We start from the raw sequence: 26401 nt of genomic DNA on the forward strand, positions 1-26401 counted from the left end.
GAACTGTCTTTCATCAAACTTAAAATGAAGCAAAATTCCGGACTTAGGGATGTTCCGGTTTCTGCCGCATTATCTCCTCTTTCTCCTCAGGCACAGGCTTCCCAGCCCGAGCAATGCGGCAGCAGCCGAGGAAGGCTCCGGAACCGTGAGGCCCTCCATGCGGAAATTTTTTACGGCAAGCTCGTTGTAAGCGTAGCTGTTGTCGAGAACGTCGGTATTCATCACCAGATAAAAAGTGGCTCCCTGGTCAAACAAATTGCTGTAATCGTCTTTGGAAATTGTCCAGCTATAGGATTTGTTGCTGACGTCTCCCGCCGAACCGGAAATCGTAGACCCAACCTGGAGAAGAGAATCTCCCTCTCCTCCCAGACTGTACCACAGGCTGAAATTTTGAGGCTGGCCCGTCCTGTTGGTTTCGAAAAGGCCGCCTGTATCAAAGGAAATCCTCAGCGCTTCATATCCGGATATGGCGTTGGAGGACAATTCATGAAATTTGACGGCCGTAAATCCGCCTCCTGCGCCGTTGGCGGAAATCAGATTGGTAGCGCCATCCGCCGTCACGGAGGCAAGCGTACCGGTATCTCTATTCTTATTGCCGGAATACCATCCCGCATCCAGAGAGCCAAGGACGGATTGAACGGCGCTTGCGGAAGGCCCTCCGTTCGTGATCAGGGCGCCTCCGGAGGAATAATCGATGCGGGTGATGGAGGTTTTCCCCATCTTCAGCTCCGGAATAATTCCGTCAAGGGAACTCCACGCCTCCGCTCCGTGTGCCGATAGAACTGCCGCTGCGGGTAATGCCAGGAAAAAGGACGTTTTCATTTGTATGTAATTTCTGTTGGAAAGCGGAAAGGCCGCTCCGCACTGGCGCGAATTCCGCTTTATTCGCCATGAAACTACAGAATTTGCAATCCGCTAAAGAAACAGCAACAGTAAAAAACGGGCAATATTCTGACAATAAATGAATGATAAATATATCTAACATTTTATTTCCCGCTATTTCCCCGCTGGAAAAACAAGAGGCGGTGCCCGGGAAGGTCCTGACCATGAATCAAGCGAGGGAAAAAACCGGTTGACAGCGGATTGCAAATCCCTGAAACGTATTCCAATACCTGTTAGTGCGATGAAAATCAGGTGATTGGCAGCAAGAGAAAGCCTTGCTTCACGCGGAATTACCCTATCCGGATGCGGATGGAATGAACGGCATCCTTGCCGAACTGGTCCTTCAATTTTCCCAGCAGGGCGCCCTGCCACTGCTGGAGGTGGTAGCGCATGGCCGGCTGAAGCACCTGGATGGTGGCAACTCCCTTGACGATGGAAAGCAGGTTGGATTGCTGGCCCAGGAATGGCCCCGCGGCTTTCAGCCAGCCTTCCCGGAGCAGCTCGGGGTCCATGCCTTCTCCATCCAGGGGGAGCTTGGACAGGATGTCTCCCAGCAGGGACTCCGCCGTATGGAGATTCCGTGTTTCACTGGTGGAGGGAGGTACCTGGAACCAGTCCGCCAGCGCCTGCCTCACCTCCTGTTCGTCACGGGAAAGGTATTCATACCGGGGCGGGGAGGCGTTGGGGTCCGGACGGTCCCTGTCCGGCATGTAGGGAGACCAGGGAGAAGCCATGAGTGGAAAATAAAAGCCCGGAGTGTTGGATGTCAACAGCCCCGGGCGGTTAAAAAATAATATGGAGAATATATTATTCGCCGTCGTCGCCGATAGCTTCCACGGGGCAGCCTTCCATGGCTTCCACGCAGGCTTCCTGTTCGGTTTCGTTGTCCGGCTGCTTCTTGACGTAGGAGACGCCTTCGTCGTCATCCCGTCCAAAGTTTTCCGGAGCCGTTTCGCGGCAAAGGTCGCAATCAATGCAGGAGCTGTCCACGTAAAACTTGCCGGGGACGTTTAGAGGTGTTTTTTCGTCGATGTCTGCCATTATGTATATGGGTTGTATGAACTGCGCCCACTATTTCCGCATTTGAGCAAATTTTGCAATCTTTTTTGTTGCAGGAATGAGTCAGCATGAGGAACAATGCCGCCATTCCCGTTCCTGGAATAAAAGGCTTTTTACGATGAATCCCGTTTCCCCTCCCACTCCCCGTCTCCTGCCCGTCTGGGCGGGCCTGCTGCTGGCTGCGTTTTCCGGCGTTCTGATGGCCTGCGCCTTCATTCCCGTGGACTGGGGAGGCTGTGTCTGGATAGGTTTTCTGCCGTTGCTGACGGCGCTGTGGTACGGCCGCCGCCGGGAGGGAAAAAAGGGAATCCTGGCGTATGCCCTGTACGGCTGGATGTTCGGCGTGGTGTTTTACGGCATCTCCTTCTGGTGGGTCAATGAAGTCAGCACGCTGGGCTATATTCCCCTGATGATATTTTACGGCGGCCTGTTTCCCGGCATCTGGGCGCTGGTCATGGGCGTGTTTTTCCGTCCGGACGCCCGGCCGCTGCCCGGGGCGCGGCAGACGGTGAAGGAACGCAGGGCGGCGTGGAAATCCTGGGCGGTGGGGGACATGCTGCCCAGCGCCTCCGCCGCGCTGGGGGGGGCAGCCCTGTGGGTGTGCCTGGAATGGGTGAGGGGCTGGCTCATACCGGGCTTCGGCTGGAACAACCTGGGCGTGGCCCTTTACGGAAATCCGCTGGCCCAGTGGGCGGAATATGCGGGGGTAACGGCCCTGGCCTTCCTCCCTGCCGTCTTTTCCGTCTGGCTCTGGCGCGTCTGCCGCCGGGCCGGAACCATGGTGGTCCATGAAGGCAGGCGCACCGTTCCGTGGGACTTTTTCACGCTGGTGGCGGTTCTCTTAATCATGTTCGTCACCGGCGTGCTCTGGACGGCGCGCTACTCCCCGCAATCCGCCGCAGCCACGGGGAACGGCAAATTCACCGTTCCCGTCATGACCGTGCAGCTTAACCTGAGCCAGAAGGAGAAATGGGACGCGGCCAACCGGGGCGCCATTTACCGGGCTCTGCTGGACACGACGGAGCAGGGGATGCTGGACCTCCAGAACAGCGCCCTGGAACAGGCCGCCAAAAACGGGACGGAAGCCTCCCTGGACATGCCGGCCTGGGTAATCTGGCCGGAGAGTTCCTTCCCCATTTCCACGTTTTACCGCGATTCCACGGGGGAACGCTTTCCGAACCAGGACAACGTCAACTTCCTGAGCGTGGAGGAGGACTACGTCCAGGCCCTCCGGAACGGGATATGCAATTTCATCCTGCTGACGGGCACGGATGACATTTACCTGTCCGATGAAGGCCGCGTGGCGCGGGCCTACAACTGCCTCACCGTCTTTGAAGGGGACTACTCCACGGCCAGGCCGCACGCCAAGGCCATGCTGGTCCCCTTCGGCGAATACATCCCCATGCGGGAAACCTTCCCGTTCCTGGAAAAGGCCTTTGAAGCCTCCGCCGGAACGGCAATGGGGATGAACTACACGCCGGGAGCCTCCTCCAGCCCCGTGCCCGTGCCCATGCGCCCGGGGAGCTCCGCCACGGTAGGAGTCATTCCGCTGGTTTGCTTTGAGGACGTAGTGGGAAGCTGGGTGCGCCGCTTCGTGCGGCAGGAACCCCAGTTGATGGTGAACGTCACCAATGACGGGTGGTTCAACCGCTCCTGCGCCAATGAACAGCATTGGCGCAACGCGGCGTTCCGGTGCATTGAGCTGCGCCGTTCCATGGTCCGGGCCGCCAACACCGGCGTCAGCGTGGCGCTGGCTCCCAACGGCGCGGTTATCGCGGATTTGAGGGATTCCTCCGGTTCCCCGTTCACCAGGGGGGTAATGAACGCCACGCTGCCCGTGGGCTGTACGGAAATGACCCTGTACGCCCTGTTCGGGGACTGGGCCATCCTGGCCTGTTTCCTGCTGTTTGCGGCTCTTCTCCTGCGCAGGATGAATGAGGGAAAGAGAAACGCCGGACCCGTGAAGGACGGCGTTTACCGGCGCGGCGCTACGCCCAGGTAATTCCTGACCTGCTTGAACGCGGGGTAGGAAATGCCGGACTCATGGCACCAGAAGGCGGAGGAAGAGCCTCCGTCCAGATTCAGCGCCGTTTTCACCCGGAAATCCCCCAGCGCTCCGGGGGTAGCCAGCCAGTTGGCCAGTTCCTTCAGCGTCAGTGAGGAGGAAACGCCGATGCACCACCGCTTGCCGCCGTCCGTGGCGATGAAGGTGCGGTAGGTGGACTTCTGCGCATTAAGTCCCTTGACGGCTGAACCGTTCTCCACCAGAAAGGGGCCGCCCTGGATGGCCGCCTGCATGGCGGGCAGTTTTTTCATGCGTTTCAGCGCGGAACTGCGGACAAGGGCCAGACCGCTTTTACCGTCCTCATAAACGACACCGGAAACGGCGAAGGAGCCCGTGGCCAGCGGAGAAAGGCGCTTGCCGTCCTGGACGACGAGGCCCAGCGGGGTTCCCTCCGTGTCCGCGCCGAAGAATCCGCCGTTGACTCCGGCCACGCAGGGGCTCTTCCGCATGGCCTTGTCCAGGGAGCCGTACCGGGGAACCCTGACGCTCCCTTCATCCCGAACCAGAAGACGGTGCGTGCCGGACTGGAAAAAATAGACGTTCAGCTTGTCCCGCATGGACAGGAAGCCGTCTTTTCTGGTGAACACGCGGTGTTCCGCCTGAACAGTGCCGCAGAAGAATGAAAGGAGAAGGAGAAAACGCAGGAAAGACATGGGTGGGCTTGTCAAAGAGAGAGATGAAAAATACGCCGTTCCGCACGGGTGCCGGCGGGAACGCGGACGCCGGGCCATACGATGCACTCCCGCAGACGGCAGCCTTCCTCCACGACGGCGCGGGGGCCGATCACGCTGGCAGCGTCCACGGAGGCCCCGGGAGACACTTCCGCGTCCGGATGGATGCGCGGAGCAGGGGAGGGAAAGTCCAGATGGGCCTGGATGTAGGATTCCGGAGTGCCCATGTCCATCCACAGGCCGTCGTCCGCCAGCATGCCGCGCAGACGGCCCCGGCGGATGTAGTCCAGAAAAACGGGAATGATGGAAACGGCCTCCCGGGGAGGAATGCGGCTGAAAACTTCCGGCTCCATGCAGTACGCCCCGGTAAACTGGCAGGAGCCGGGGTCGCGCCCCAGGGCGTGCCGCATGTCCGTCACCAGTCCGGAGGAAGGGTCAAAGCCCACATTCCTCTTGTCTCCGGCAGTCCGCAGGGCCAGCGTCACGGCGGGGCGGTGCCTGACATGGTCCTCCATCACCCGGCGCAGGTCGAAGGTGGCTGCCATGTCCCCGTTGATCACCAGCAGGGGTTCTTCCGCGGAGGCCAGGGGCTCGATCTTCTTCACCCCGCCTCCGGAATCCAGCAGCACGGGTTCATGGCTGAAATGGACGGGGCAGCCGTTCCAGGAGCGTTCCGGGAACGCCTGGTCCCAGGCTTCCGCCAGATGGTGGGTATTGATGATGAACTCCCGGATGCCGCAGTCGTAGCAGCGGCGCATGGAATGCAGCACGAGAGGCTCATGGAAAAAGGGAATCAGCGGCTTGGGCAGCACGTGGGTAAGGGGACGCAGGCGGGTTCCCAGCCCGGCGCCGAGGATGAATGCGCGGGAAATGCCGGGACCTGCTGTGATGTGCATGCAACATGACTAACGGGAGAAAGGCGTTTTTTCAAGCGCCCTTTCTCCGCTCCCTCTCCGGATGACACGCCGGAATGCCCTCCTTTCCCTGAATTTACAGGAAAATCCGTGATTTCGTGCTTTCCAAACGGGAGCTCATTCACTAGCATTCCCCGCATGGCATGTGGAAACCAAAGAACTGTCGGCTCTCCGGCCTCTCTGGCCGGTACCTCTTTGCATACGGGACAGCCCGTTACCCTGACCCTGAAGCCGGCCCCCGCCGACTTCGGCATTAAATTCCGCCGGGTGGATATTCCGGACCAGCCCTTCATCAACGCGGACGTGGAGAAGGTGCAGACCGTGGAGCGCGCCACCAGCCTGGCGGAAGGCTCCGTCAAGGTACACACCGTGGAACACATTCTTTCCGCCCTCACGGGCATGGGCATTGACAACGCCGTCATTGAAATGGACGCCAACGAACCGCCCATCGGGGACGGTTCCTCCGCTCCCTACGTGGAACTGATCAAGAGCGCCGGCATTGTGGAACAGGAAGTGCCGCGGCGCTATCTGGAAGTGCGCGAGGCCGTCACCATTGAAACCAAGGGCGGTTCCATCCTGACCATTCTCCCCTCCAAGCAATTCCGCGTCTCCGTCACCTGCGTGGGACCGGAAAACCGCATCACCCAGTACTTTGACGCGGTCATCACGCCGGAAACGTATGAAAAGGAACTGGCCCCGGCCCGCACCTTCACGTTCTACGAGGACATCAAGCCCCTGCTGGAAAAGGGCCTCATCAAGGGCGGCAGCCTGGAAAACGCCGTGGTCATCCGCGGGGAGGAGCTCATGAGCAAGGAGCCCATGCGCTTCATCAATGAATTCGCCCGCCACAAGGCCATGGACCTCATCGGCGACCTCAGCCTGTGCGGCAAGCCCATCCTGGGCCACGTGATCGCCATCAAGCCGGGCCACGGCCCGAACACCGAGCTGACCGCCAAGCTGAAGAAGGAACACCGCCGCAACCAGCAGATGGCGCCCAATCCCGTCAACGTGCCGTACGGAGACGCCGTGCTGGACATCAATGAAGTGATGAGCCTCCTGCCGCACCGCTATCCCTTCCTGATGGTGGACCGCATCATCGGCTTTGAAGGGGAAACCAAGTGCCGCGGCCTGAAGAACCTGACGATGAACGAACTCTTCTTCCAGGGCCACTTCCCGGGCCATCCGGTCATGCCGGGCGTCCTGCAGCTGGAAGCCATGGCCCAGGTCGCCTCCATCGTCATGCTGCGCCAGCCCGGCAACGCCACCAAGCTCGGCTACTTCATGAGCGCGGACAAGATCAAATTCCGCCGTCCCGTAGTTCCCGGCGATACGCTCATCATTGAGGCGGAGCTGACCAAGATGCGCGGCAACATCGGCCAGGCCCTCGGCCGCTGCCTGGTGAACGGCCAGGTGGTATCGGAAGCCGAACTCAAATTCGGCCTCCAGGACATCTGAACCGGCTGATACCGGCCCCTGTCTTTATGGAACCCCCGGCCCGTGCTCCTCACGCCGGGGTTTTCCATGTCCTGCATCCCGCTTGGCCGCTTTTCTCCTGGTCTCTCTTGGAAATAAGGGCCTCCCGGCCCTTATGAAAAAGGTTGCTACGCGCGTGCAACAGGGAAAGCAGAAAAGCCAGAACTGGCTTCACTACGGAGACCGGAACCAAACCCCGGCAATTTGACGAATCATGAGGGGAAGGAGCCCCTCATTCCCAGGTCTGCCGCATCAGCAAGACACGCCGGGCAGACGGCACATCTCCGCATACTCTTCAAGGCGCCGGCGGAAGGTTTCCTCCGTCATGGAAAGGAGGGCGTCCGCGGAAAAGGACTCGCAGGTGAAGGAGGCCGCCACCGTGCCGTACACAATCCCCCTCTTCACTTCCTCAAAGGATGGAAGGCCGGGGGGCAGGGTGGCCAGGTAGCCGGCCAGCGCCCCCAGGAACGTATCTCCCGCCCCGGTGGGGTCCACCAATGTTTTCAGGGGATAGGCGGGACAGCGGAAAATTTGCAGATTGCCTGCGGAATCCCGCCCCAGAAGCGTGGCGCCGTATTCCCCCTGTTTCACCACGGCATATGCTGCGCCCTTGGAAAGCAGGAATTCCCCGGCTTCCAGCACGGTGGACGCCTGGGCGTACTCCTTCGCCTCGTCCTCGTTCATCATGGTGATATGGGAACGGCTGATCACGGCGTCCAGCAATTCCGGCTGGCGGCGCAGCCACTTGTCCATGGAATCGGAAAGCACCAGTGCCGCGTCCGGGCACTGTTCCATGCACTTGAGCTGCTGGGCCGGAACCATGCAGCAGCACACCAGGACGGGATGGTTACGCAAGGACTCCGGAACGTGCACGTTCCATTCCAGCATCACGGCATCATTGGCGCAGACGGTCCTGCGCTTGTTCATGTTGTCAAAATATTCCCCGGTCCAGGAAAAGGAAGGACCCTTCTTGCGTTCCACGCCGTCCATGCACAGCCCCTTGGCCGCAAGGGCTTCTTCATAATGGGAGGGGAAATCCTCTCCGATGATGCTGACGGCGTCCACCCGGTCCGCAAAAAGCAGGGCGGCCACCGCCGCAAAGGACACCGAGCCGCCCAGAACTCCCTCCGCCCGGTTGCGGGGAGTGAGGATGGTGTCTATTCCAATGGTTCCGGTGACAAGGAGGGGCTGGGACATGGAAAAAAGGAAATACGTATTCAAACGCCGGGATCAAGAATAAAAGGCTGGAGATATGGAAAAAACGGGTTATTTTACCTGTACGCGCTTAAAGGAAATGAGGCTCTTCCCTGGGAACGCACCCTAAACCGCCTGCACGGCAGGCTGATGGCTTCTGTATCACACCGGATGCAGAAGCTTTGTATTCGGTGAAGGACATCCCCATACGAACATGAACGCCTTTACACCAATTTCCTCCGCCTTCTGCCGCCTTTCCCGGCAGCATCCGGCAACGGCATCCCTGGAATCTCGCCCGGAGTCTTATTCCCGTTCAACCGGAGAAAAGCCGCTATGATGAAAATGCTGCTGATGGTCGGGCTGGGAAGCTTTGCGGGCGGCGTGCTGCGCTTCCTGCTGACCCGTTTTGTCCAAATCAACTCCATGAGTTCCTTTCCATGGGGAACGACGGCGGTCAACTTGCTGGGATGCCTGGTCCTTGGCGTTCTCTACGGGCTGTTCAGCCGGGGTCTGCTGCTGCATACGGAAACGCGGCTTTTTCTTACCGTAGGCCTGTGCGGCGGCTTCACCACCTTTTCCACGCTGATGAATGAATCCTTCCTCCTGTTGAAGGAGGGGAACTTTCCCGCCTTCTTTCTTTACACCCTCCTCAGCTTTGCCGGAGGGCTCATTGCCATTGGCCTGGGATACCTGGCCGCCAGATAAGAGACAATCATGAACACTCCGGAAGAAAACCTCATGCTGCGCATCTACGTCAGCAGCACCGACACCGTCAGACACGTACCCGTCCACGAGGCCGTAGCCTACGCTGCCCGCCGCTACGGCATGGAGGGCTGCACCGTGTACAAGGGACTGATGGGGGCCGGGCGGCATACGCGCCTGATGAGCCCCACATTCTGGGAAATTGTCGAGAAGGTGCCCGTCATCATTGAAATCGTAGACACCTCAGAACGCATTGAAACGTTCCTGGGCAAAATCTCCTGCTGGCTGGACAGGCTGCCGCACGGCTGCCTGGTGTGCACGCAGCCTGTCCGCGTTTATCCTGTCGGCGGTACCCGCTCCTAGGAATAGGACTTTTCCAGGATGCTGACGACGTCCGCCGGAGTGAACTTGCAGCGGTCCAGCTCAAACAGGTTGCCCATGGTGGAAAAGGCCGTTCTGGCGTATTCGTCAAATAAATCCGGGGTAATGCCGAACTCGGACATCTTCAGCTTGTCCACGCCGCAGGCCTCCTTCAGCTTGTTCAGGCCGTTCAGGAAGCCGTCCACGGAAGCTTCCTGCCCCATGGCGGCGGCTACCCTGGCGTAACGTTCCGGGCAGGCGGGGGCATAGGCTTCATGATAGGCCCAGGAAATCATGATCAGGCCCGCGCCGTGCGGGAGAGCGGGATGGAACGCGCTGAGGGCGTGTTCAATGGAGTGTTCCGACGTACAGCAGGAAATGGTCTCCACAAAGCCGGAATAGGTATTGGCCAGGGCGACGTAGGCGCGCGCTTCCAGATCGTCCCCGTTGCTCACGGCGCGGGGAAGGTATTTGGCGATGTATTCAATGGCCTGTAGCGCGAACATGTCCCCCATGGGAGAGGCAATCGTGGCCATGTACCCCTCCACGGCGTGGAACAGGGCGTCAAAGCCCTGGTAGGCCGTCAATTTGGGCGGTACGGAAAGCATCAGCTCCGGATCCACGATGGACATGGTGGGGAAGGTGCCCTTGAAGCCGAAGCCGATCTTCTCCTGCGTATCCTCCTTCGTGATGACGGTCCACGGATCCGCTTCCGTTCCAGTCCCTGCCGTGGTGGTGATGCAAACGATGGGAAGGGGCTTGTTGGGAATGGGAAGGCCCTTGCCGGAACCGCCCTGGATGTAATCCCAGTAGGTTCCCGGATTGGCAGCCATCACGGCGATGCTCTTGGCGGAATCCATGCTGCTGCCTCCGCCCAGGCCGACGACGAAATCACAACCTGTCTCCCTGGCAAGCGCGGCGGCCTCCATCACGTGCTCCACCACGGGGTTGGGCTGCACCTTGTCGAAAACGACGCTCTCCACTCCCTGGTTCTTCAACAAAGCCTGCACCCGGTCCAGATACCCGAGCCGCCTGACGGACGTGCCGCCGATGACAATCAGGGCCTTGGCGCCGGGCAGGGGAGCGGAACCAAGATTGTCCAAAGAACCCGCGCCAAAGAAAATTTGCGCGGGCATGAAAAATTGAAATGGCTGATACATGGCCCTACTGTATAAAACAGCGGCTCCGGACGTCAAGGATGCTCTGTGCATTCCATCAACTCCGGAGCCGCCGTGCAGGCAACAGCCTTTACTGAAAAGCGTTATGCGTCTTCAAAAAAATCGTCGCTCCGGGTGGGGTCCGGCTTGGGCGGCTTCGGCACATCCGTGCCGATGGCTCCGGGATCGTCCATTTCACGGCTGGTCGTGATCGTGGTGGGCGGCGTCTTCCTTCTGGGAGGCCGCACCGTGGGACGAGGGGAGGCTGAAGAGGAGGAGGAAGAACCGTCCGCCATGGTTTCATCTTCCGAGGAAGCGATCATGCTCTTCATGCTCTGGACCAGCTTGTCCCGGAGCGTCCGGATTCCCTGTTCCCGGCGCACGGGATCCACCGTCGTCCGGATCAGCGTCATCATGTTCCGCGTGGCGTTCGCCTGGTCGCCCAGGTCAAAGCAATCCAGTTCGCAGCGCCAGCGCAGGCGGTCCAGGACGGAGGAATCCTGTTCGTCAAACTCGTCTTCGGACGCATTGGCAATGCGTCCCTGCATGCCGGACTTCTTGCCGGTGGAAATGGCATGGCTTACCTTGCCGAGAGCCACTTCCATGGAAATTCTCTTGCCCCATGCCTGCCGGAGGGCGGGAAGATTGCGCGTCTTCCGGTATCCCGTGAAGAAAAGCTTGTCGAAAATCTCGTCCCGGTTTTTCATGGAATCCGGAAAGGCCTTGGAAGACATGCTGCCGATGCCCAGGGCCTCCCCGACCTCCGTATTCAAAACGGATTGTTCCGCAATGCGGGCTCCGGCTTTCCCGGCTCCCCCTCCATTGTTATTTTTGGAAGAAGTGGAAGAGGGATCGACAAAATCAGGGTCGGAGCAGGCGGCCAGGTAGGCGTTCAGCAAATCCATGGCCGGCTTCTGGAACTCCGTAACGTCCAGAGTCTCCTCCTCCGTTCCGCCGGTGGAGCTTGACGTGGCGTTCATCAGGTTTTCCTTGAGGCGGGCCTTGAGGACGAGCACGCCCCACTGGTATTGAAGCATCAATCCCTTACGGGCATTCTTGTCCTGGTATTTCTTGGCCTCGCGGTCCATCCAGTCCTTCAGGGAATTGGAGGCAATCTTGGCGCTCTTGCCCTGGCTCTTGTCCTTCTCCTTTTCCGCTTCCATCAGGAACTTTTTGGACTGGATCAGCAGGTCGTACGCGGCGCTGGGATCCCTGCCGGCGGAATTCAGCTTGCTGATGGCGGCATTGATCACCTTGGTTTCCGCAGACCTGTTCAGGGCGAGCAGGTTATCCAAATCCTTGATCACCTTCTTCTTGGCATCGTTATCCATGTGCTGCGCATAACAGAGGGAGCCCAGGCTGAGGCCTCCGATCACGCAAAGAGAGACGAAAGTATTCATGCTTTTTTCATTATGACGGATGAATGACGGTCTGGCAAGAGAGAAGCGAGGGGAAGGGGTATCCGGATGAACTTTTAAGGAGGGAAAAGGAATTTTCCCGTTTCTGCCGCGTTATAATAGGTTAGTCAGTGAAAGACTTTTTATTTTTATGGGAATGGAGAGGCAGGCTAATGGGGGTTTTCAGCGACGGATGGGGATGGAAGAAAGGTTGGCAATACTGAAAACCCCTTTGAATGGAGAAATTTAATCAGGACGGGAGGCTCTGGTTCCCAGAAGTGAAGCCCACTGGAAAATACAGGGTGCAGGGAATGTTCCCATGTTTTTGACAGGAAACAGTCCCCCTGGGGAACGGAGGTTTGATTCGTGCCTCTTTCAGACTTCAGGCTTCAAGCCTTCCGCTTTCCGTCCAACTGCAAAGCGGTTTCCCGGCCTTCGTACAGCCGCGTGGACGGACAGCAGGAAGCGACGTATGAAAATCCCAGCAATGCTCTTATTGCCGGAAGAGAGCAGCTATCGGGAAATGGGGAGGAAAGTGAAAAAGCAATCTGGAGCGTTGCAGGCTTCTGAATCAATACTCGGCTAAAAGCCGTACTCTTTATTCATTCTATAACTCTTCGCAAACGCTCAGTCCAATATTTGTCCAGTTGCCGCAAACCCCTTCTGGCTGACGGGGGAATGTAAAAACTCGAAGAAGAAGGAAAAACGGGCGGAGATTCACCCTGATTTAATACTTCGCATAATATATGTAATGCAAAATATGGAACTAGTGAAATAAACGCGCTGGACTTTGATTTTAAAAGATATATGCCCGCAGAAGGCACATGGATGAGAATAGCTTTATTATCCCCTGGGATGGAAGCGGTGATGAATGGCATTCAGCCGCTGCTGTTCCAGATGCGTATAAATCTGGGTGGTGGAAATATCGGCATGCCCCAGCATTTCCTGAATGATGCGGAGGTCGGCGCCGTTCTCCAGCAGATGTGTGGCGAAGGAATGCCGGAGGATATGCGGGAAGACATGCTGTTCTATTCCCGCGGCCCTGGCGCGTTCCCGGAGAATCTGGCGTACCCGTTCCCTGGTCAGCGGCCGTCCGCGCACCGTCAGGAAAATATGGCTTTTCGTCCCCGGCTTGACCAGTCTGGGCCTCCCTTTCTCCAGATACGTCCTCAACGCCTCCAAGGCGGACCTACCCACAGGCACCAGCCGCGTTTTCTCCCCCTTCCCCAGCACGCGGACAAAGGCATCATCCATATCTAAACTCTCTAATTTGCAACTGATTACTTCACTCACGCGCATGCCGCAGGCGTAAATCATCTCCAGCAGGGCTCTGTCTCTACAGCCGAGAGGAATATCCTGAACGTCAACACTTTCAAGCAGTGTTGAAACGGTTTGCTGATCCAGCACATGGGGGAGCGACAGCCCCTGCCGGGGCATTTCCAGAAAGGCGGAGGGGTCTTTTTCCAGCATCCCCATCCCGGCCAGCCAGCGGAAAAAGATGCGCAAATGCACCATTTCCACCCGCATGGAGCTGCGGGCCATGCCGCGGGCCTGCAAATGCCGGAGGAACTCCGTAAGCGTGCCGATGTCCACATGGGAAAGATCAGCGTCTTCCGTACCCAGAAACCGGGCGAATTCCTCCAGCGTCTGCCTCACGGAAAGCTGGTAGGCGGCGCTCAAGCCTTTCTCTGCGGCCAGAAAACGGATGAAGCGTTCCAGATGGGTTTTCATGGTGTTACCTCCCCTGCCCGTTAAAACCGTTCCACCAGGAACAGGAACTCCGTCACGTTCTGCGGGCGGTTCCTCAAATTCCGGCTGCCGCGGAATGTGGCGTACGGGGTTTCCAGCGTGACGATATGTCCCATACGGCCAAGGAAATTCGTCATTTCCTCATAACTGATGAAGCCCTCCGAACTGTACGAAAGGAGAATGAACTTGGCCGGGCAGTCCTCCAGCAGCCGGAACAGGGCCGCCGGGGCATGCTGGCGGCTGTTGTACGTGGAGCGTTTCCAATCCGCGGGAATGCCGGAAACACGGCTGGTTTCCGCCGGCTTCTCATAGGAGGACAGCAGGTTCAGCATGAAATAGTTGGAACCGTACGGATGCTGATTGTAGGGAGGGTCCAGGTACACCACATCCATCTCCGGCAATTCCGCGGCCAGTTCATTGGCGTCACGGCAGTGGATGGAAAACCGGCAGTTAAACCGGGAAAACACGGGGAACGGCAGTGAAATATCCCCCAGGATGCGGGAAAGAGCGTTGCCGGCCGTTCCGCCGAACTTGCCGACGCCGTGCCTGTCCTTGTAAAATCCCTTGAACACGCCGGATGTGTTCGTATGCACGGAAGCCTCCGCCAGAAGGGGGGCGATGAAATAGGGCCTTACCTCTTCCGGAAGCAGGTTGATGGTCTGCCGGGCCGTATCCAGGTACACGGCATTGCGGCGCGTATAAAAAACGCGGTCTTCCGGCGTGATGCTGTCTGGATTTTTGGGCGCGTACAACTCCGTGATGAACCCCGGGGACTCGTGCTCCTCCATATACCGCAGCAGGCGCCTGTAATGCCTCTCCAGCTCCAGATTCTCCACTTCCTCCGGATTGCTCAGGTAGCAGGTGTTAACGATGCGGCTATACTCTTCCAGATCATTGACAATCAACTCTTCCGAATGCTTTTTCAGGAAACGGGCTACAATGCCGCTACCGGAAAACAGGTCCCCGGCCTTCAGCCTGTCCTTCCCCAGGCGGCTTTTCACCTGTTCCAGTCCCGTACCCAGGAAGTGAAGCAGGGAACGCTTGTTGCCCAGATACGTCACAATCTGTTCCGTCAGGTATCTGGGATCTTCCTCCATCTGCGGCGCTGGGAGGGATGATGGCTCGTTCCGGGTCATATACAGGTCTCAACCAGCATACGGCACTCCGGCCTTTCCGTCAAGTTGTGCCGGATACGGAAATGGAAGATATGCCCTTGGAATAAGGAAGAAACCCACACCTGCTGAAAGAGACGGGAGGGAAATATATGGAAGGGAAATACATTTTGAAAATTTCCCTGAATAGTGAGGGTGCATTTCACGCACGTCTCATGAATAGAAAATAAAATCATGAATAATTCATCTATGGATCAATTCTGCTCAGAGCTGGTAGCTAAGTCCGAATCCAAGCGGTTTCCGTCCGCGTTGCGGGAATTGGGGGAACACGTGGAAACATTTTTGCAGGAGGAAGAAGGTACATGCATTTGCGGGCACGCTATTAGAGAGCACTGTATCATTCAAAACGTGATCAATAGTAAAAAATTGATCGCTGGGAATTACTGTGTGAAAAAATTCATGCACATCGGCACCTCAAAACACTTTGATGCCATGGATACGATTGGATCAGGAAGCCTGATCGTACCTCGCAGGAGGTTTTTCAAATGCCTAGCCGCAAATTTGATAGACTTCCTTCGTAAAAAAAGAAGAAGGCCGCCCGCTTCCTTTCCGGAACCTCTACGTAGCGTCCCTCCCCTGCTCCATGCGGACATGCCGGAAGAAAGGCCTTTCCAAAACAGCCGTGCATGTTATAGTGCCAACAATCATGAAAAGGCATCTTCTACCCTGCTCCCTGCTCTGCATGCTCCTGGCGGCAACAACGGCCCTGGGCGGTCCCGGAGACACATTTTACGAAGCCAACCTTTCCCTGACGCGCGCCGCGCGCCTGGAGAAGGAAGGCGATTACAAGGCAGCCCTGGAAAGCGGCAAAAAAGCCGCGGAGCTACTTCAGTCCCTGAAAGCTTCCACGCCGGAATGGAATCCGGAATGGGTGGCCGGGAAGCTGGACGCCGCCGCGCAGTTGCAGCAGCGTGTGGAGCCTCTGGCCCAAAAGGCTGGGGAGAGCAAGAAGGCGGATTATTCCCTGAAACCCGGAGAACGTAGGGACTTTACCCTGCAACGCGCCTACAAGGCCCATGAACAGCAAAAACTGATTGTCGGTGCCGTTCCTGCTCCCGCCCCCGTTCACGGTGCAGAACCCGGGAAATCTGCCGCTCCCGCAGCTTCCGGCCGCCCGGAAATCCGCGTTGTCACGCCAGCCGCGGCCAGACCGACGGTTGTTTCCAGAAGATCCGCGCCTTCTCGCGGCCTGCCTCCCCGCACGGACCGGGACGGAAGGTTCCGCATCGGGAGCTGATATGAATAAAAAGGGAAGCTTCCGGAACAGTTTCGGTTTTGCTTTTCGCCTTTTCCTTTCAACCATAAAAAAGAGCCGCTTCCCCATTCATCGGGAAAGCGGCTCTGTGAATTTTAACAGCGTTCTCAGGCGTTCTGCCGGGCGGCTTCTTCAACAGCCACGGCCACCGCTACGGAAGCGCCGACCATCGGGTTGTTGCCCATGCCGATAAGGCCCATCATTTCCACGTGGGCGGGCACGGAGGAGGAGCCGGCGAACTGGGCGTCCGAGTGCATGCGGCCCATGGTATCGGTCATGCCGTAGGAGGCGGGACCGGCAGCCATGTTGTCCGGGTGCAGGGTGCGGCCCGTACCGCCGCCGGAAGCCACGGAGAAGTACTTCTTGCCCTTCTCGTTGCATTCCTTCTTGTAGGTGCCGGCCACCGGATGCTGGAAGCGGGTGGGGTTGGTGGAGTTCCCGGTGATGGAGACGTCCACGCCTTCATTCCACATGACGGCCACGCCTTCGCGCACGTCGTCGCAGCCGTACACGCGCACGGCGGCCTTCGGGCCCTTGGAGAAAGCCTTCTCCTGGACGATGTTCAGCTTGCCCGTGGCATAGTCGAACTTGGTCTGCACGTACGTGAAGCCGTTGATGCGGGAGATGATGTACGCGGCATCCTTGCCGAGGCCGTTCAGGCAGACGCGCAGGTCCTGCTTACGGACGCGGTTGGCGGATTTGGCAATGCCGATGGCGCCTTCAGCAGCGGCAAAGGATTCATGGCCGGCCAGGAAGCAGAAGCATTCCGTTTCATCGCGCAGGAGCATGGCGGCCAGGTTGCCGTGGCCCAGGCCCACCTTGCGGTCGTCCGCAACGGAACCGGGAATGCAGAAGGACTGGAGGCCTTCACCAATGGCTTCGGCGGCGTCCGCAGCCTTCGTGCAGCCCTTCTTGATGGCGATGGCGGCGCCCACCACGTAGGCCCAGCCGGCGTTTTCAAACGCGATGGGCTGGATGCCGTTCACGATTTCGCGAACGTTGATGCCCTTGGAAAGGCAGAGTTGTTCCGCTTCTTCAATGGAGCCGATGCCGTATTTGGCCAGGGCTTCATTGATCTGCTTGATGCGGCGGTCGTAAGATTCGAAAAGAGGCATGATGGTAATAGTGCTTGAAGTTGATATACTCTTTTTAATTCAATCTCATTCGTGACGAGGATCGATGTACTTGGCGGCCTCGTCGAAACGACCGTAGTTGCCCGTGCACTTGGCGACGGCTTCGTTGGCGTCCACGCCCTTCTTGATCATTTCCATCATCGGGCCCATGCGCACAAACTCATAACCGATGATTTCGCCGTCTTCGTCCAGAGCCAGCTTGGTGATGTAGCCTTCGGCCATTTCCAGATAGCGGGGGCCCTTGGCGCGGGTGCCGTACAGGGTGCCGATCTGGGAGCGGAGGCCCTTGCCGAGGTCTTCAAGACCGGCGCCGATGGGCAGGCCGCCTTCGGAGAAAGCGCTCTGGGTGCGGCCGTAAACGATCTGCAGGAACAGTTCGCGCATGGCGGTGTTGATGGCGTCGCACACGAGGTCCGTGTTCATCGCTTCCAGCACGGTCTTGCCGGGCAGGATTTCCGCGGCCATGGCGGCGGAGTGGGTCATGCCGGAGCAACCGCTGGTTTCCACAAGGGCTTCTTCAACGATGCCGTTCTTGACGTTCAGCGTCAGCTTGCAGGTGCCCTGCTGGGGAGCGCACCAGCCCACGCCGTGGGTCAGGCCGGAAATATCCGTGATCTCCTTGGATTGCGTCCAGTTGCCTTCCTGCGGGATGGGGGCCGGACCATGGTTGCAGCCTTTCTTGACGCAACACATTTGTTCGATTTCGTGTGTAAACTGCATGGTATTAGGATGTTAATATGAAGATGGGCCTGCAGTCATCGGACAGCCCCACCTTGAGCGGGACGGATCATACCAGCAAAATCCCGATTGGCAAACACGAATGATTGAAAACCGGGCGAAATGCTTCATCATCAGTCCGGAGCCCGCCCCGCATGAAGTCACGCCCGCGTCATCCCCTTCTCAACAAACTTGCAATCATCTCTGTCTCAATACTGATGATCGGCTTTTCCTTATTCATGTGGGCGTGGCAGGTGGAACCCAGGCGCGTGGAAACCGTCACAACCGCGCTGGAAGTGCCGCAATGGAAGGAAAAAGGAGGCTCCCCGCTCCGGATCGTGATTGCCGGAGACTTCCACCTGCGCCCGAACGGCGGCGACCAGGCGCGCCGGTACATGGAAAAAATCATGGAGGCTCAGCCGGACATGATCTTTCTGCTGGGGGACTACGCCAACGGCCACACCCGGGAGAGCAGCATGAGTCCGGAAACGGCCCGGGAATACTTCAAGATGCTGAAGGCCCCCCTGGGCGTCTTCGCCGTGCAGGGCAACCATGACCAGTACTACGGCTGGGACCTGTGGCGTAACATGTTTTCAGAGCTGGGCATCCTGCCCATGTGGAACGACTCCCTGCTGCTGCACCTCCCCGGCGGCAGGGATCTCCAGCTTTCCTCCGTTCGGGACGACTACCACCTGAGAATCAGGCCGGAGGAACTGCCGCTGCGCTTCTCCCCGGACATCCCCCACATCCTGCTCTCCCACGTGCCGGACATCTTTCCCCTGCTGGCTCCCGGCACGGCGGACGCCGTCATCAGCGCCCATACCCACGGCGGACAGATCTGCCTGCCCGGCGGCAAGCCTCTGGCGAACATCTCCCGGGAGAAGGCCAAATTCTCCTATCCCTGGTCCCAGTTGAACGGCACTCCCTTCCTCATCACCCGCGGGCTGGGATGCAGCGTTCTTCCTCTCCGCTTCTGCTGCCCTCCGGAAATCATCGTGCTGGAAATCCAATAAAAACAATCGTTCGCAACACTCCCTGCCCTCCTATGCCCTCTCCTTTTTATTCACATGATATTTACCTGTTATTAACAGTGGCGTGCATGGCCGTGGCGCTGGAATCGTGCTCCGTCCCCGTCAAGGCTCCGGAAGCCGTGGCCGGATGGTATGAAGGAACCCTCTACGAAGACAAACCCTTCTACATCACTAAAAACGCCATCAGCTGGACCAGCGGTAGGAAAAAGGCGGACTTCGGCCACTGGACCGCCGTCAGCGTGTATGACCCCACCATCCGCCTGAAAGCGGAGGGCGGTACATTCACCATCTCTCCCGGCTACGGCTGGGACGGCGTCACCTGGGGAACCACCCCGCCGGACATGCTGCTCCCTTCCCTGTTTCACGACGCCATGCTGCACGCTAAAATGAATGGCGCGCCCATCGCCAGAAACCAGATTGACCTGGCCTTCTATGACCTCATGACCAGCCAGCACGCCAGCCGCAAGGGGCTTTACTACCGCTTTGTGCGCCTCTTCGGCTGGTGCTTTACCCTTCCCCAGCACCCGCACACATTGACGATCCGCCGGGAGGAATCCGGGGTAGAATAATTTCCCTGCAAGCATGCCGCTCCGTTTGCTGCCCTGCGGCTTGCTCGTCTCCGGCTTCAGATCTTTTCTCATGATTACTTTCCTTTCTCTGGAAGGATTTAATCCATGGAACATGAACGGACTGAAAAAACTGACGTCCGGAAAGCCCGCAGAAGGAGGGAAAATTTGACCAGACGCATCCTGTTTTGGCTTGCCTGATTAGTTAGTTTGATCTAACTTCTGGTGTCGTAACAACAACCAGCACACATGGAAATCACCATTATCTACGGAACGGAAACAGGAAATTCAGAAAGCCTGGCCCGGGAGGCCCGGGAAAAACTGACAAAGCTCGGCCATCAGGCAACAGTGGTTGATATGGAGGATATGACGGTGGAACAGTTGAAAAATGCGGGAACGCTGCTGGTCGTCACCAGCACGTGGGGAGACGGAGAACCTCCCTCCAATGCAGAGGCGCTGTACCAGGCATTGAAGGACTCCTCGGAAGACCTTTCCACAGTCAACTATGCCGTCTTCGCCCTTGGGGATGAATTTTATGAAAACTTCTGCCAGGCAGGCAAGGACTTCGATGCCTTCCTGGAACGTTTGAAGGCGCAAAGGCTGCTGCCGGTAGCCCTGTCCGGTGGGGATTATGACGACACCTTCCCGGAATGGGTAGATGCCCTCGCGGAAAAACTTTCCTGACGTTTCTTCCTTTTTTATTTTTAAGGTGTGTAAAACGCCTCATCTTCAAATCGGACACTCCTTTAAAAAACGCTTCTTCCGGCATCAGGGCTGGGAGAGGCGCTCTTTTTTCCTGAAAAACAGGTCCCCAGTAAAACCATTTGCCGCTCCTGGGAATAAGGGACTCCGGCCCCCTTATCAACTTGCTCCCTCCGAAGCAAGGCGAAGGCTTTCAAAATTAAAATACCCTTCTTTCCTCATTATCTTACCGCCTCAGATAAAAAGTTACAAATTCCTATCCCTCCCCTTCCGAATCAACTCAAAGGCGCCCGCGACTGGCAAAACTCCACTTTCTTCTTTCCGCCCAACCGATGAAGCCTGAATTTGGCCACATCCACCAGGTTGGCAAAATCCTTCAATTTGGGCCCGGCAATCACCTTCTCCAGATATTCCTCCCCCTCATGAATAACCGGTAAATAGCCGACCGACAGGCAGTTTTTTCCCTCCAGTACCTTGAGAGGGGAACTCTGGTCATTATAAGGATGCAAAGAAAGAATCCTCAATTCCTTTTCATCCTTGAAGGCGGCATCCTTCACCAGATGCCTCAGGTAAATGAGCATCTCCAGGGCAGCTTTTTGAGCCTTTTCGCTGATACACTCAAAAAGCATCCGAATATTCTTCAATGATTTGCCTATCTCCTGCAATTTCTTTCTTTCAGACTCTTTCAATGCGTCTTCGCAAACATTAAAATCCCTGTTTAACGAGTATTCAGAACATGCAGGGGTATAATGCACCCGACCGGAAGAGCAATCATAATACAATACCCAGTAAAGAGGGAGCTTGCGGCGCATGTCAGTCTCTTTTCCGGAGGAGGAGTCGTCCTCTTCTTTCTGGACGGCAATCATGGACGTTTCTCCCGGCTTGGCAAAAAAGGATCGGTTAAATACCAAGCACAGCCCGGTTCCTTCCTCTCCCTTGTTTTTTCCGTAAAGGCGGAACTGGTTCAAGGAATCAATGGCAGAAGAAAAGGAAGCCTGCAATACGGCAAGATGGCTCTGAATTCTCTGGGAAGGCAGACAATCCTGTTTCAGAAATGCCTGAAAAACGGTGCCTTCCGTAGGATCATTAGCCGCAGCCAGGCTGCATAACGACAGGGGATTTGCGTGACCGTCCGTTTCCGTCTGCTTTTGGAGCAAGGTTTCAAAAACCATAGAGGAAGTGTAATGCCCTACCTGCTCAAGGTCAGCGCTAAGCAAATAAAGAAGCCTATATTGTTCCACCCACAGACGGTGAATACAGGATAAATCTTTGCCGGAGCATCCACCCAGTTTTTCCCTGCTTGCCAGGACATTGAAATCTTCGTCTCCACTCCATAAATCCACCTGACTATTTTCTGACAGGCCATCCCAGAATTCCTTGCTTCCCACTAACGACCTCCGGTTTCGTTTGGCTATTTCATTACCGGCATTGATTTGAATGGCTTGAATATAACAAGCCAATGCCTCTTCCTTTTTGCCGAGATTGGATAATAAAAGCCCTTTATTGTTCAGGGCTGCATCATGATGAGGGTTGATTTCCAGCGCCTTGTTATAACAGGCCAGAGCTTCCTCCTTCCGTCCCAGGTCATCCATGACATTTCCCATGTTGTAACAGGCCGCCCCATAACCAGGATTGATTTCCAATGCCTTACTATAGCTGGCCAGAGCTTCCTCCTTTCTTCCCAGGTCATCCAGGACATTTCCCTTGTTATAATGGGCCGCATCGTAACCGGGATTGATCTCCAGCGCCTTGTTGTAGCTGGCAAGGGCCTCTTCCTTTTGTCCTAAACTTTTCAGGATAATGCCCCTGTTGCAATAAGCCTTATCATAATCAGGTCTGATTTCCAGAGCCTTGTTATAGCTGTCCAACGCTTCCTTCTTCCGGCCGAGATCGTTCAGGATATTTCCTTTATTGTAGTAGGCCGCATGGTCCCCAGGATTAATTTCCAGCGCTTTGTCATAGCTCTGCAACGCCTCCTCCTTCCTCCCGAGATCGTCCAGAATATGTCCTCTGTTGTAATGGGTTGCATCATTTCCTGGGTTGATTTCCAACGCTTTATCGTAACTGGATAAAGCTTCCTCCTTCCTTTCTAATTTTTTCAATACAATGCCCCTGTTGCAATAGGCTTTATCGTAAGCAGGGTTGATTTCCAGAGCCCTGTTGTAGCTGTCCAGCGCTTCCTCGCTGCGTCCCAGGTCATCCAGGACATTCCCTTTCTTCACATAAGCCGTGAAATTTTCAGGATCAAGAGCGATCTCTCGTTCCCATTTTTCCAATTCCCCCTTCAATTTTTCTTTGTCCATGCCAAATCAATCTTGAATATATCCAATACTACCCAGCGGGAAAACCTTTGGAAAGAGGATAATAGGAATGAAAACAATTCAGGGAAGAAAAGAATCCCCGCTTTATTCCTCAATCGGCGTGGCTTCGGGAATGTATTCATTCCCGGAGGGGGCCGTCTGGCGGATTTCCGTGACAAAGCCAAGGACGCGGTCCACATCCAGCTGGGACAGCACGGTGCGCACGTCCTGGTCTTCCAGGAAGCGGGTGAGCTTGACGTCGTTATAAAGGCCCTGCATGTCCCCCTTCTCCACCAGCAGGCGGATGGCGGGGTCTTCGCTCAGGCTTTTCAGGCTCAGCACGCGGCTGGTGATGCGGGAGCGGGGCATGTAGCAATCCAGCTGGGTGCGGCGCTGGTCGGAGAGCTCAGGGCTGAGCGTCACCAGGTAGGCAATCATTTTTGCCAGGGAGAGGCGTTCCGGGTCGTGTTCCGGGGAGATTTTCACCAGCCAGTTCAGGTGGGGATTGTCCGTGATGGACTTCTTGACGGAGTAAATGGCGGGCAGGGAGATGGTGCGGCTGGGATCCATGTGGTACAGGGCCAGTTCGCGGGCGCGGGTCATTTCCGCCATGGAGCCGTAGTAGAAGATGCACATGACGCCCACCCAGCAGACAACCGCCGCCATCAGGATGGTGGTGACGATGCCCTTGGCCCCGCCGAAGCCCATGCGCCTCCCCCAGGAGAAGACGTCACTGAACCAGAAGAGGCCGTGCATGAAGATGAAGAAGACCGCCGCCGCCCCCCCGACGGACAGCACGGTGACCATCCATTCCCGCGGGTCGCTGGTGATGAAGGAGAGGTAGGTAAAGCCGTATTTGGACAGCCAGAAGTAAGCCGCCACGGCGGAGAGCACCGCCGCGCCGAACAGGAGCATCTTGATCATCCCCTTCAGCATGCCGAGCACGATGAAGCCGACCAGCAGCGCGCCCAGAACCAGGTAGAATGTGAGGGAGGAGTCCATGAATGACGGGAAAGAAGCCGCGTTACAACGCCCGCTGGCAGCGCTGGCGCAGATAGTGGTCGCACAGGCAGAGCCAGGCCATGGCTTCCACAATGGGCACGGCGCGCGGCAGCACGCAGGCGTCATGCCGTCCCCTGCCCTTGAGCCGGGCGTCCTCCCCTGCCTGGTTGACCGTCTGCTGGTCAATCATCAGGGTGGCGGTGGGCTTGAAGCCGATGCGCATCAGGATGTCTTCTCCGTTGGAGATGCCGCCCTGGATGCCGCCGGAGTGGTTGGTGACGGTGTGCACATGGCCGTCCCGCATGTAAAAAGGGTCGTTGTGTTCCAGTCCGGTCATGTCCGCCGCTTCAAAGCCGGAGCCCACGGCAAAGGCCTTGGTGGCGGGAATGCTCATCATGGCGTGGGCAAGCGTGGCGTCCAGCTTGTCAAAAACAGGGTCCCCCAGTCCGGGAGGGCAGCCGCGCACCACGCATTTGACCACGCCGCCCAGGGAGTTGCCGGCGTCCCGCGCCTCCTTGATGGCGGCGATCATGGCTTCCGCCGCGGAGGGATCCGCCGTGCGGACGATGTTGCTTTCAATGACGGAGGCCGTGACGGCCTCCCAGTCCACGGAGGCTTTCACATGATGCACCTGGTCCACCCAGGCTATGATCTCCATGCCGGGAAAGGCCTGCTTCAGCACGGCCCTGGCCACGGCCCCGGCGGCCACGCGGCCGATGGTTTCCCGCGCGGAGGCCCTGCCCCCGCCCGCCCAGGCGCGGATGCCATATTTGGCGTCGTACGTGTAGTCTGCATGGGAGGGGCGGTACGTATGGGCCATTTCATCATAGGCGGAGGAACGGTGGTCCTTGTTCCGCACGCTGACGGCGATGGGCGTTCCCAGGGTTTTGCCGTCCAGCACGCCGGAGAGTATTTCCGCGCGGTCTTCCTCCTTGCGGGGCGTCACGATGTCGCTCTGCCCCGGCCTGCGCCGGTCCAGCTCCCGCTGAATGGCTTCTTCCGTCACCGGGACGAGGGACGGACAGCCGTCAATCACCACGCCTACCCCGGCTCCATGGGATTCACCCCAGGTGGAGATTCTGAACACCTGACCAAAACTGCTGGACATGGCGGCATTCTAGACGGCGGCGTCCATCCGGTCAAGCCGTGGACTTCCGCAGCGGGACATAAAAAAACACCCCAGTCCGCAGAGGACGGGGTGCTGAAAGAAAAGTGCTCTTTTGGGAAGCAGCTGCCGTCTTAGTCCTTCAGGGCGGAAGAGGCCTTGAAAGCAACCGTCTTGGAGGCGGGAATGTTGATCGCCTTGCCGGTCTTCGGGTTGCGGCCGGTACGGGCTTCACGGGTCTTGGTAGCAAACGTACCAAAGCCGATGATCTGCACCTTGCCGGATTCCTGCACGCCTTCCTTGATGGATTCCAGCACAGCGGCCAGAGCTTCTTCAGCGTGCTTCTTGGTCGTATCGGCACCCAGCTTGTTTTGAATCAATTCGATCAGTTGAGCCTTGTTCATAGGACTTCGGTGAATAGCATATGGAGCCCTGACAGTAAAGAAAAAATGCGGTACACCGGCAAATCAGGACCCAAAAACGGCGTTAATTGTCGTCATCCGGCTGTCTTTCCACCGCGGCTCCGATCGCCAGGAGCTTTTCGTCAATCATTTCATAGCCCCGGTCAATGTGGTACAGGCGGTGGATTTCCGTGGTGCCTTCCGCCTTCAGGGCGGCCAGCACCAGCGCGGCGGATGCGCGCAGATCAGACGCCATGACGGGCGCGCCGCTCAGGCTTTCCACGCCGGAGATGACGGCGGTGCCGTTGTCCACCTTGATATCCGCGCCCATGCGCTTGAGCTCGGAGCAGTGCATGAAGCGCTGCGGAAAAATGGTATCCTTCACCACGGAGATGCCCGGCGTGGTGGCAAAGAGGGCCGTCATCTGGGCCTGCATATCCGTGGGATAGCCGGGATAGGGGGCCGTCTTGATTTCCCCGCATTTGGGCGTATTCCCGGCAATGATGGTGACCGTGTCCCCCCGTTCGTTGAATTCCACATGGTGGCCGCATTTCCGGAGCAGGTCCGTCACCACGGTCATGTGCTCCTCACAGACGCGCCGCAGGGTTACGCCGTCCCCCATCATGGCCGCGGCCACCATGAAGGTGCCGGCCTCAATGCGGTCCGGAATGACGGTATGGTTGCAGCCGCGGAGTTTTTCAACCCCTTCAATGACGATCCGGCGCGTTCCGGCGCCCTGGATATGGGCGCCCATCTTGATCAGGAAGTTCGCCAGGTCCACCACTTCCGGCTCGGAGGCGGCGGATTCAATGACGGTGGTTCCTTCCGCCAGCACGGCGGCCATCATCAGGTTGTCCGTTCCCAGAACGGTGGGGCCGTGATCGCCCCTCAAATCTATGGTGGCTCCCTTCAACCCCCGGGGCGCTTCGATAACCAGGTTGCCGCGTTCAATCTGCACCTGGGCGCCCAGAGCCTGAATGGCCCGGATGTGCAGGTCCACGGGACGGTCACCGATGACGCAGCCGCCCGGCAGCGGAATCACGCACCGCTGCATGCGGGCCATCAGGGGGCCCATCAGGCAGATGGAGGCGCGCATCTTGCGCACCTGTTCATAAGCGGCTTCGGAATGCAGGTTCCTGGCCTCCACGCGCACGTTGCCGCTGGACCTCTCCACGGAGGCGCCCAGCTGGCCCATGATCTGAACCATGAAATTGGTATCGGAGACATCCGGCACACGGCGCACCACCACAGGCTCATCCGTCAGCAGGGATGCGGCCAGAATGGGCAGGGACGCATTTTTGGACCCGCTGATATTGACGGCTCCCCTCAGCGTAAAACCTCCGTGTACAACAAGCTTCTCCATAGTGGGTGGCAATTAGGTGACGGATTCTACA

26 protein-coding genes and 1 riboswitch are annotated in these 26401 nt (G+C 57.7%); of the genes, 8 read left to right on the top strand and 18 right to left on the bottom strand.

Annotated features, from left to right (window positions below):
* Positions 1-69: 69 nt before the first annotated feature.
* The 4 genes from QSJ36_RS02280 to QSJ36_RS02295 form a co-directional block, all read right to left on the bottom strand.
* Complete coding sequence (locus tag QSJ36_RS02280; protein WP_102722071.1) at positions 70-720, bottom strand: PEP-CTERM sorting domain-containing protein; 651 nt, start codon at positions 718-720, stop codon at positions 70-72.
* 22 nt (positions 721-742) lie between these two features.
* Positions 743-1048, bottom strand: coding sequence for a hypothetical protein (locus QSJ36_RS02285; protein ID WP_215451149.1), 306 nt, complete (start codon positions 1046-1048; stop codon positions 743-745).
* A gap of 124 nt (positions 1049-1172) precedes the next feature.
* On the bottom strand, positions 1173-1616 hold the full coding sequence (locus tag QSJ36_RS02290; protein ID WP_102722070.1) for a DciA family protein: 444 nt from the start codon (positions 1614-1616) through the stop codon (positions 1173-1175).
* Positions 1617-1689: 73 nt separating this feature from the next.
* Positions 1690-1923, bottom strand: coding sequence for a ferredoxin (locus QSJ36_RS02295; protein ID WP_022398284.1), 234 nt, complete (start codon positions 1921-1923; stop codon positions 1690-1692).
* Between the two features lie 136 nt (positions 1924-2059).
* Between QSJ36_RS02295 and lnt the strand changes: the two genes are divergently transcribed.
* Entirely contained in the window at positions 2060-3943 is a 1884-nt protein-coding gene (gene lnt / locus QSJ36_RS02300; protein WP_285466561.1) for an apolipoprotein N-acyltransferase, read from the top strand.
* Here lnt and QSJ36_RS02305 read toward each other — a convergent pair.
* Both QSJ36_RS02305 and QSJ36_RS02310 read right to left on the bottom strand, forming a co-directional pair.
* Positions 3916-4659 carry a phosphodiester glycosidase family protein gene (locus QSJ36_RS02305; protein WP_285466563.1) on the bottom strand — a complete coding sequence of 248 codons (744 nt, stop codon included), beginning with the start codon at positions 4657-4659 and terminating at the stop codon, positions 3916-3918. The two genes, lnt and QSJ36_RS02305, sit on opposite strands and share 28 nt — an antisense overlap.
* 11 nt (positions 4660-4670) lie before the next feature.
* A complete protein-coding gene (locus QSJ36_RS02310) occupies positions 4671-5573 on the bottom strand; it encodes a sugar phosphate nucleotidyltransferase (protein ID WP_285466564.1) in 903 nt (300 codons plus the stop codon).
* 156 nt (positions 5574-5729) lie between these two features.
* Between QSJ36_RS02310 and QSJ36_RS02315 the strand changes: the two genes are divergently transcribed.
* A complete protein-coding gene (locus QSJ36_RS02315; RefSeq protein ID WP_022398288.1) occupies positions 5730-7046 on the top strand; it encodes a bifunctional UDP-3-O-[3-hydroxymyristoyl] N-acetylglucosamine deacetylase/3-hydroxyacyl-ACP dehydratase in 1317 nt (438 codons plus the stop codon).
* 270 nt (positions 7047-7316) lie between these two features.
* Here the strand turns inward: QSJ36_RS02315 and QSJ36_RS02320 are convergent, their stop codons facing one another.
* On the bottom strand, positions 7317-8261 hold the full coding sequence (locus tag QSJ36_RS02320; protein ID WP_022398289.1) for a PfkB family carbohydrate kinase: 945 nt from the start codon (positions 8259-8261) through the stop codon (positions 7317-7319).
* Positions 8262-8345: 84 nt separating this feature from the next.
* Positions 8346-8425: riboswitch (Fluoride riboswitch) on the top strand.
* Between the two features lie 169 nt (positions 8426-8594).
* Between QSJ36_RS02320 and crcB the strand changes: the two genes are divergently transcribed.
* Positions 8595-8963 carry a fluoride efflux transporter CrcB gene (gene crcB / locus QSJ36_RS02325; RefSeq protein ID WP_102722093.1) on the top strand — a complete coding sequence of 123 codons (369 nt, stop codon included), beginning with the start codon at positions 8595-8597 and terminating at the stop codon, positions 8961-8963.
* 9 nt (positions 8964-8972) lie between these two features.
* On the top strand, positions 8973-9323 hold the full coding sequence (locus QSJ36_RS02330; protein ID WP_285466567.1) for a DUF190 domain-containing protein: 351 nt from the start codon (positions 8973-8975) through the stop codon (positions 9321-9323).
* Here QSJ36_RS02330 and QSJ36_RS02335 read toward each other — a convergent pair.
* From QSJ36_RS02335 to QSJ36_RS02350, 4 genes are all read right to left on the bottom strand, one after another.
* Positions 9320-10480, bottom strand: a complete 1161-nt coding sequence (locus QSJ36_RS02335; RefSeq protein WP_102722066.1) for an iron-containing alcohol dehydrogenase — start codon at positions 10478-10480, stop codon at positions 9320-9322. The two genes, QSJ36_RS02330 and QSJ36_RS02335, sit on opposite strands and share 4 nt — an antisense overlap.
* A gap of 101 nt (positions 10481-10581) precedes the next feature.
* The gene (locus QSJ36_RS02340) at positions 10582-11877 is read right to left on the bottom strand and encodes a hypothetical protein (RefSeq protein ID WP_102722065.1); all 1296 of its coding nucleotides are present in this window, start codon (positions 11875-11877) and stop codon (positions 10582-10584) included.
* An 840-nt stretch (positions 11878-12717) separates the two neighbouring features.
* Positions 12718-13605: a tyrosine recombinase gene (locus QSJ36_RS02345; RefSeq protein WP_022398294.1), complete on the bottom strand. Its 888-nt coding sequence runs from the start codon at positions 13603-13605 to the stop codon at positions 12718-12720.
* A 20-nt stretch (positions 13606-13625) separates the two neighbouring features.
* Positions 13626-14720 (bottom strand): DNA adenine methylase, encoded by a 1095-nt coding sequence (locus tag QSJ36_RS02350; RefSeq protein WP_345783923.1) that lies wholly within the window; start codon positions 14718-14720, stop codon positions 13626-13628.
* Positions 14721-15441: 721 nt separating this feature from the next.
* Between QSJ36_RS02350 and QSJ36_RS02355 the strand changes: the two genes are divergently transcribed.
* The gene (locus tag QSJ36_RS02355) at positions 15442-16032 is read left to right on the top strand and encodes a hypothetical protein (protein WP_285466570.1); all 591 of its coding nucleotides are present in this window, start codon (positions 15442-15444) and stop codon (positions 16030-16032) included.
* Between the two features lie 125 nt (positions 16033-16157).
* Here the strand turns inward: QSJ36_RS02355 and QSJ36_RS02360 are convergent, their stop codons facing one another.
* Positions 16158-17165, bottom strand: a complete 1008-nt coding sequence (locus tag QSJ36_RS02360; protein WP_022398298.1) for a GGGtGRT protein — start codon at positions 17163-17165, stop codon at positions 16158-16160.
* Between the two features lie 45 nt (positions 17166-17210).
* On the bottom strand, positions 17211-17903 hold the full coding sequence (locus tag QSJ36_RS02365; RefSeq protein ID WP_022398299.1) for a hypothetical protein: 693 nt from the start codon (positions 17901-17903) through the stop codon (positions 17211-17213).
* 215 nt (positions 17904-18118) lie between these two features.
* Here QSJ36_RS02365 and QSJ36_RS02370 point away from each other — a divergent pair, with 215 nt between their 5' ends.
* The 3 genes from QSJ36_RS02370 to QSJ36_RS02380 all read left to right on the top strand — a co-directional run bounded on the left by QSJ36_RS02370 (position 18119) and on the right by QSJ36_RS02380 (position 20181).
* Positions 18119-18913 (top strand): metallophosphoesterase, encoded by a 795-nt coding sequence (locus QSJ36_RS02370; protein WP_180971023.1) that lies wholly within the window; start codon positions 18119-18121, stop codon positions 18911-18913.
* 32 nt (positions 18914-18945) lie between these two features.
* Positions 18946-19500 carry a hypothetical protein gene (locus QSJ36_RS02375; protein WP_146018196.1) on the top strand — a complete coding sequence of 185 codons (555 nt, stop codon included), beginning with the start codon at positions 18946-18948 and terminating at the stop codon, positions 19498-19500.
* A gap of 246 nt (positions 19501-19746) precedes the next feature.
* On the top strand, positions 19747-20181 hold the full coding sequence (locus QSJ36_RS02380) for a flavodoxin domain-containing protein (protein WP_102722057.1): 435 nt from the start codon (positions 19747-19749) through the stop codon (positions 20179-20181).
* A 293-nt stretch (positions 20182-20474) separates the two neighbouring features.
* Here the strand turns inward: QSJ36_RS02380 and QSJ36_RS02385 are convergent, their stop codons facing one another.
* The 5 genes from QSJ36_RS02385 to murA form a co-directional block, all read right to left on the bottom strand.
* A complete protein-coding gene (locus QSJ36_RS02385; RefSeq protein ID WP_102722056.1) occupies positions 20475-22502 on the bottom strand; it encodes a tetratricopeptide repeat protein in 2028 nt (675 codons plus the stop codon).
* 102 nt (positions 22503-22604) lie between these two features.
* On the bottom strand, positions 22605-23501 hold the full coding sequence (locus QSJ36_RS02390) for a hypothetical protein (protein ID WP_102722055.1): 897 nt from the start codon (positions 23499-23501) through the stop codon (positions 22605-22607).
* A 22-nt stretch (positions 23502-23523) separates the two neighbouring features.
* On the bottom strand, positions 23524-24609 hold the full coding sequence (gene aroC, locus QSJ36_RS02395) for a chorismate synthase (protein WP_102722054.1): 1086 nt from the start codon (positions 24607-24609) through the stop codon (positions 23524-23526).
* 131 nt (positions 24610-24740) lie between these two features.
* On the bottom strand, positions 24741-25010 hold the full coding sequence (locus QSJ36_RS02400) for an HU family DNA-binding protein (protein ID WP_022398307.1): 270 nt from the start codon (positions 25008-25010) through the stop codon (positions 24741-24743).
* A gap of 82 nt (positions 25011-25092) precedes the next feature.
* A complete protein-coding gene (gene murA, locus QSJ36_RS02405; RefSeq protein ID WP_102722053.1) occupies positions 25093-26370 on the bottom strand; it encodes a UDP-N-acetylglucosamine 1-carboxyvinyltransferase in 1278 nt (425 codons plus the stop codon).
* Positions 26371-26401 lie beyond the last annotated feature (31 nt).

It is taken from the genome of Akkermansia sp. NBRC 115031, assembly GCF_030268505.1.
Lineage (GTDB): Bacteria > Verrucomicrobiota > Verrucomicrobiia > Verrucomicrobiales > Akkermansiaceae > Akkermansia > Akkermansia massiliensis.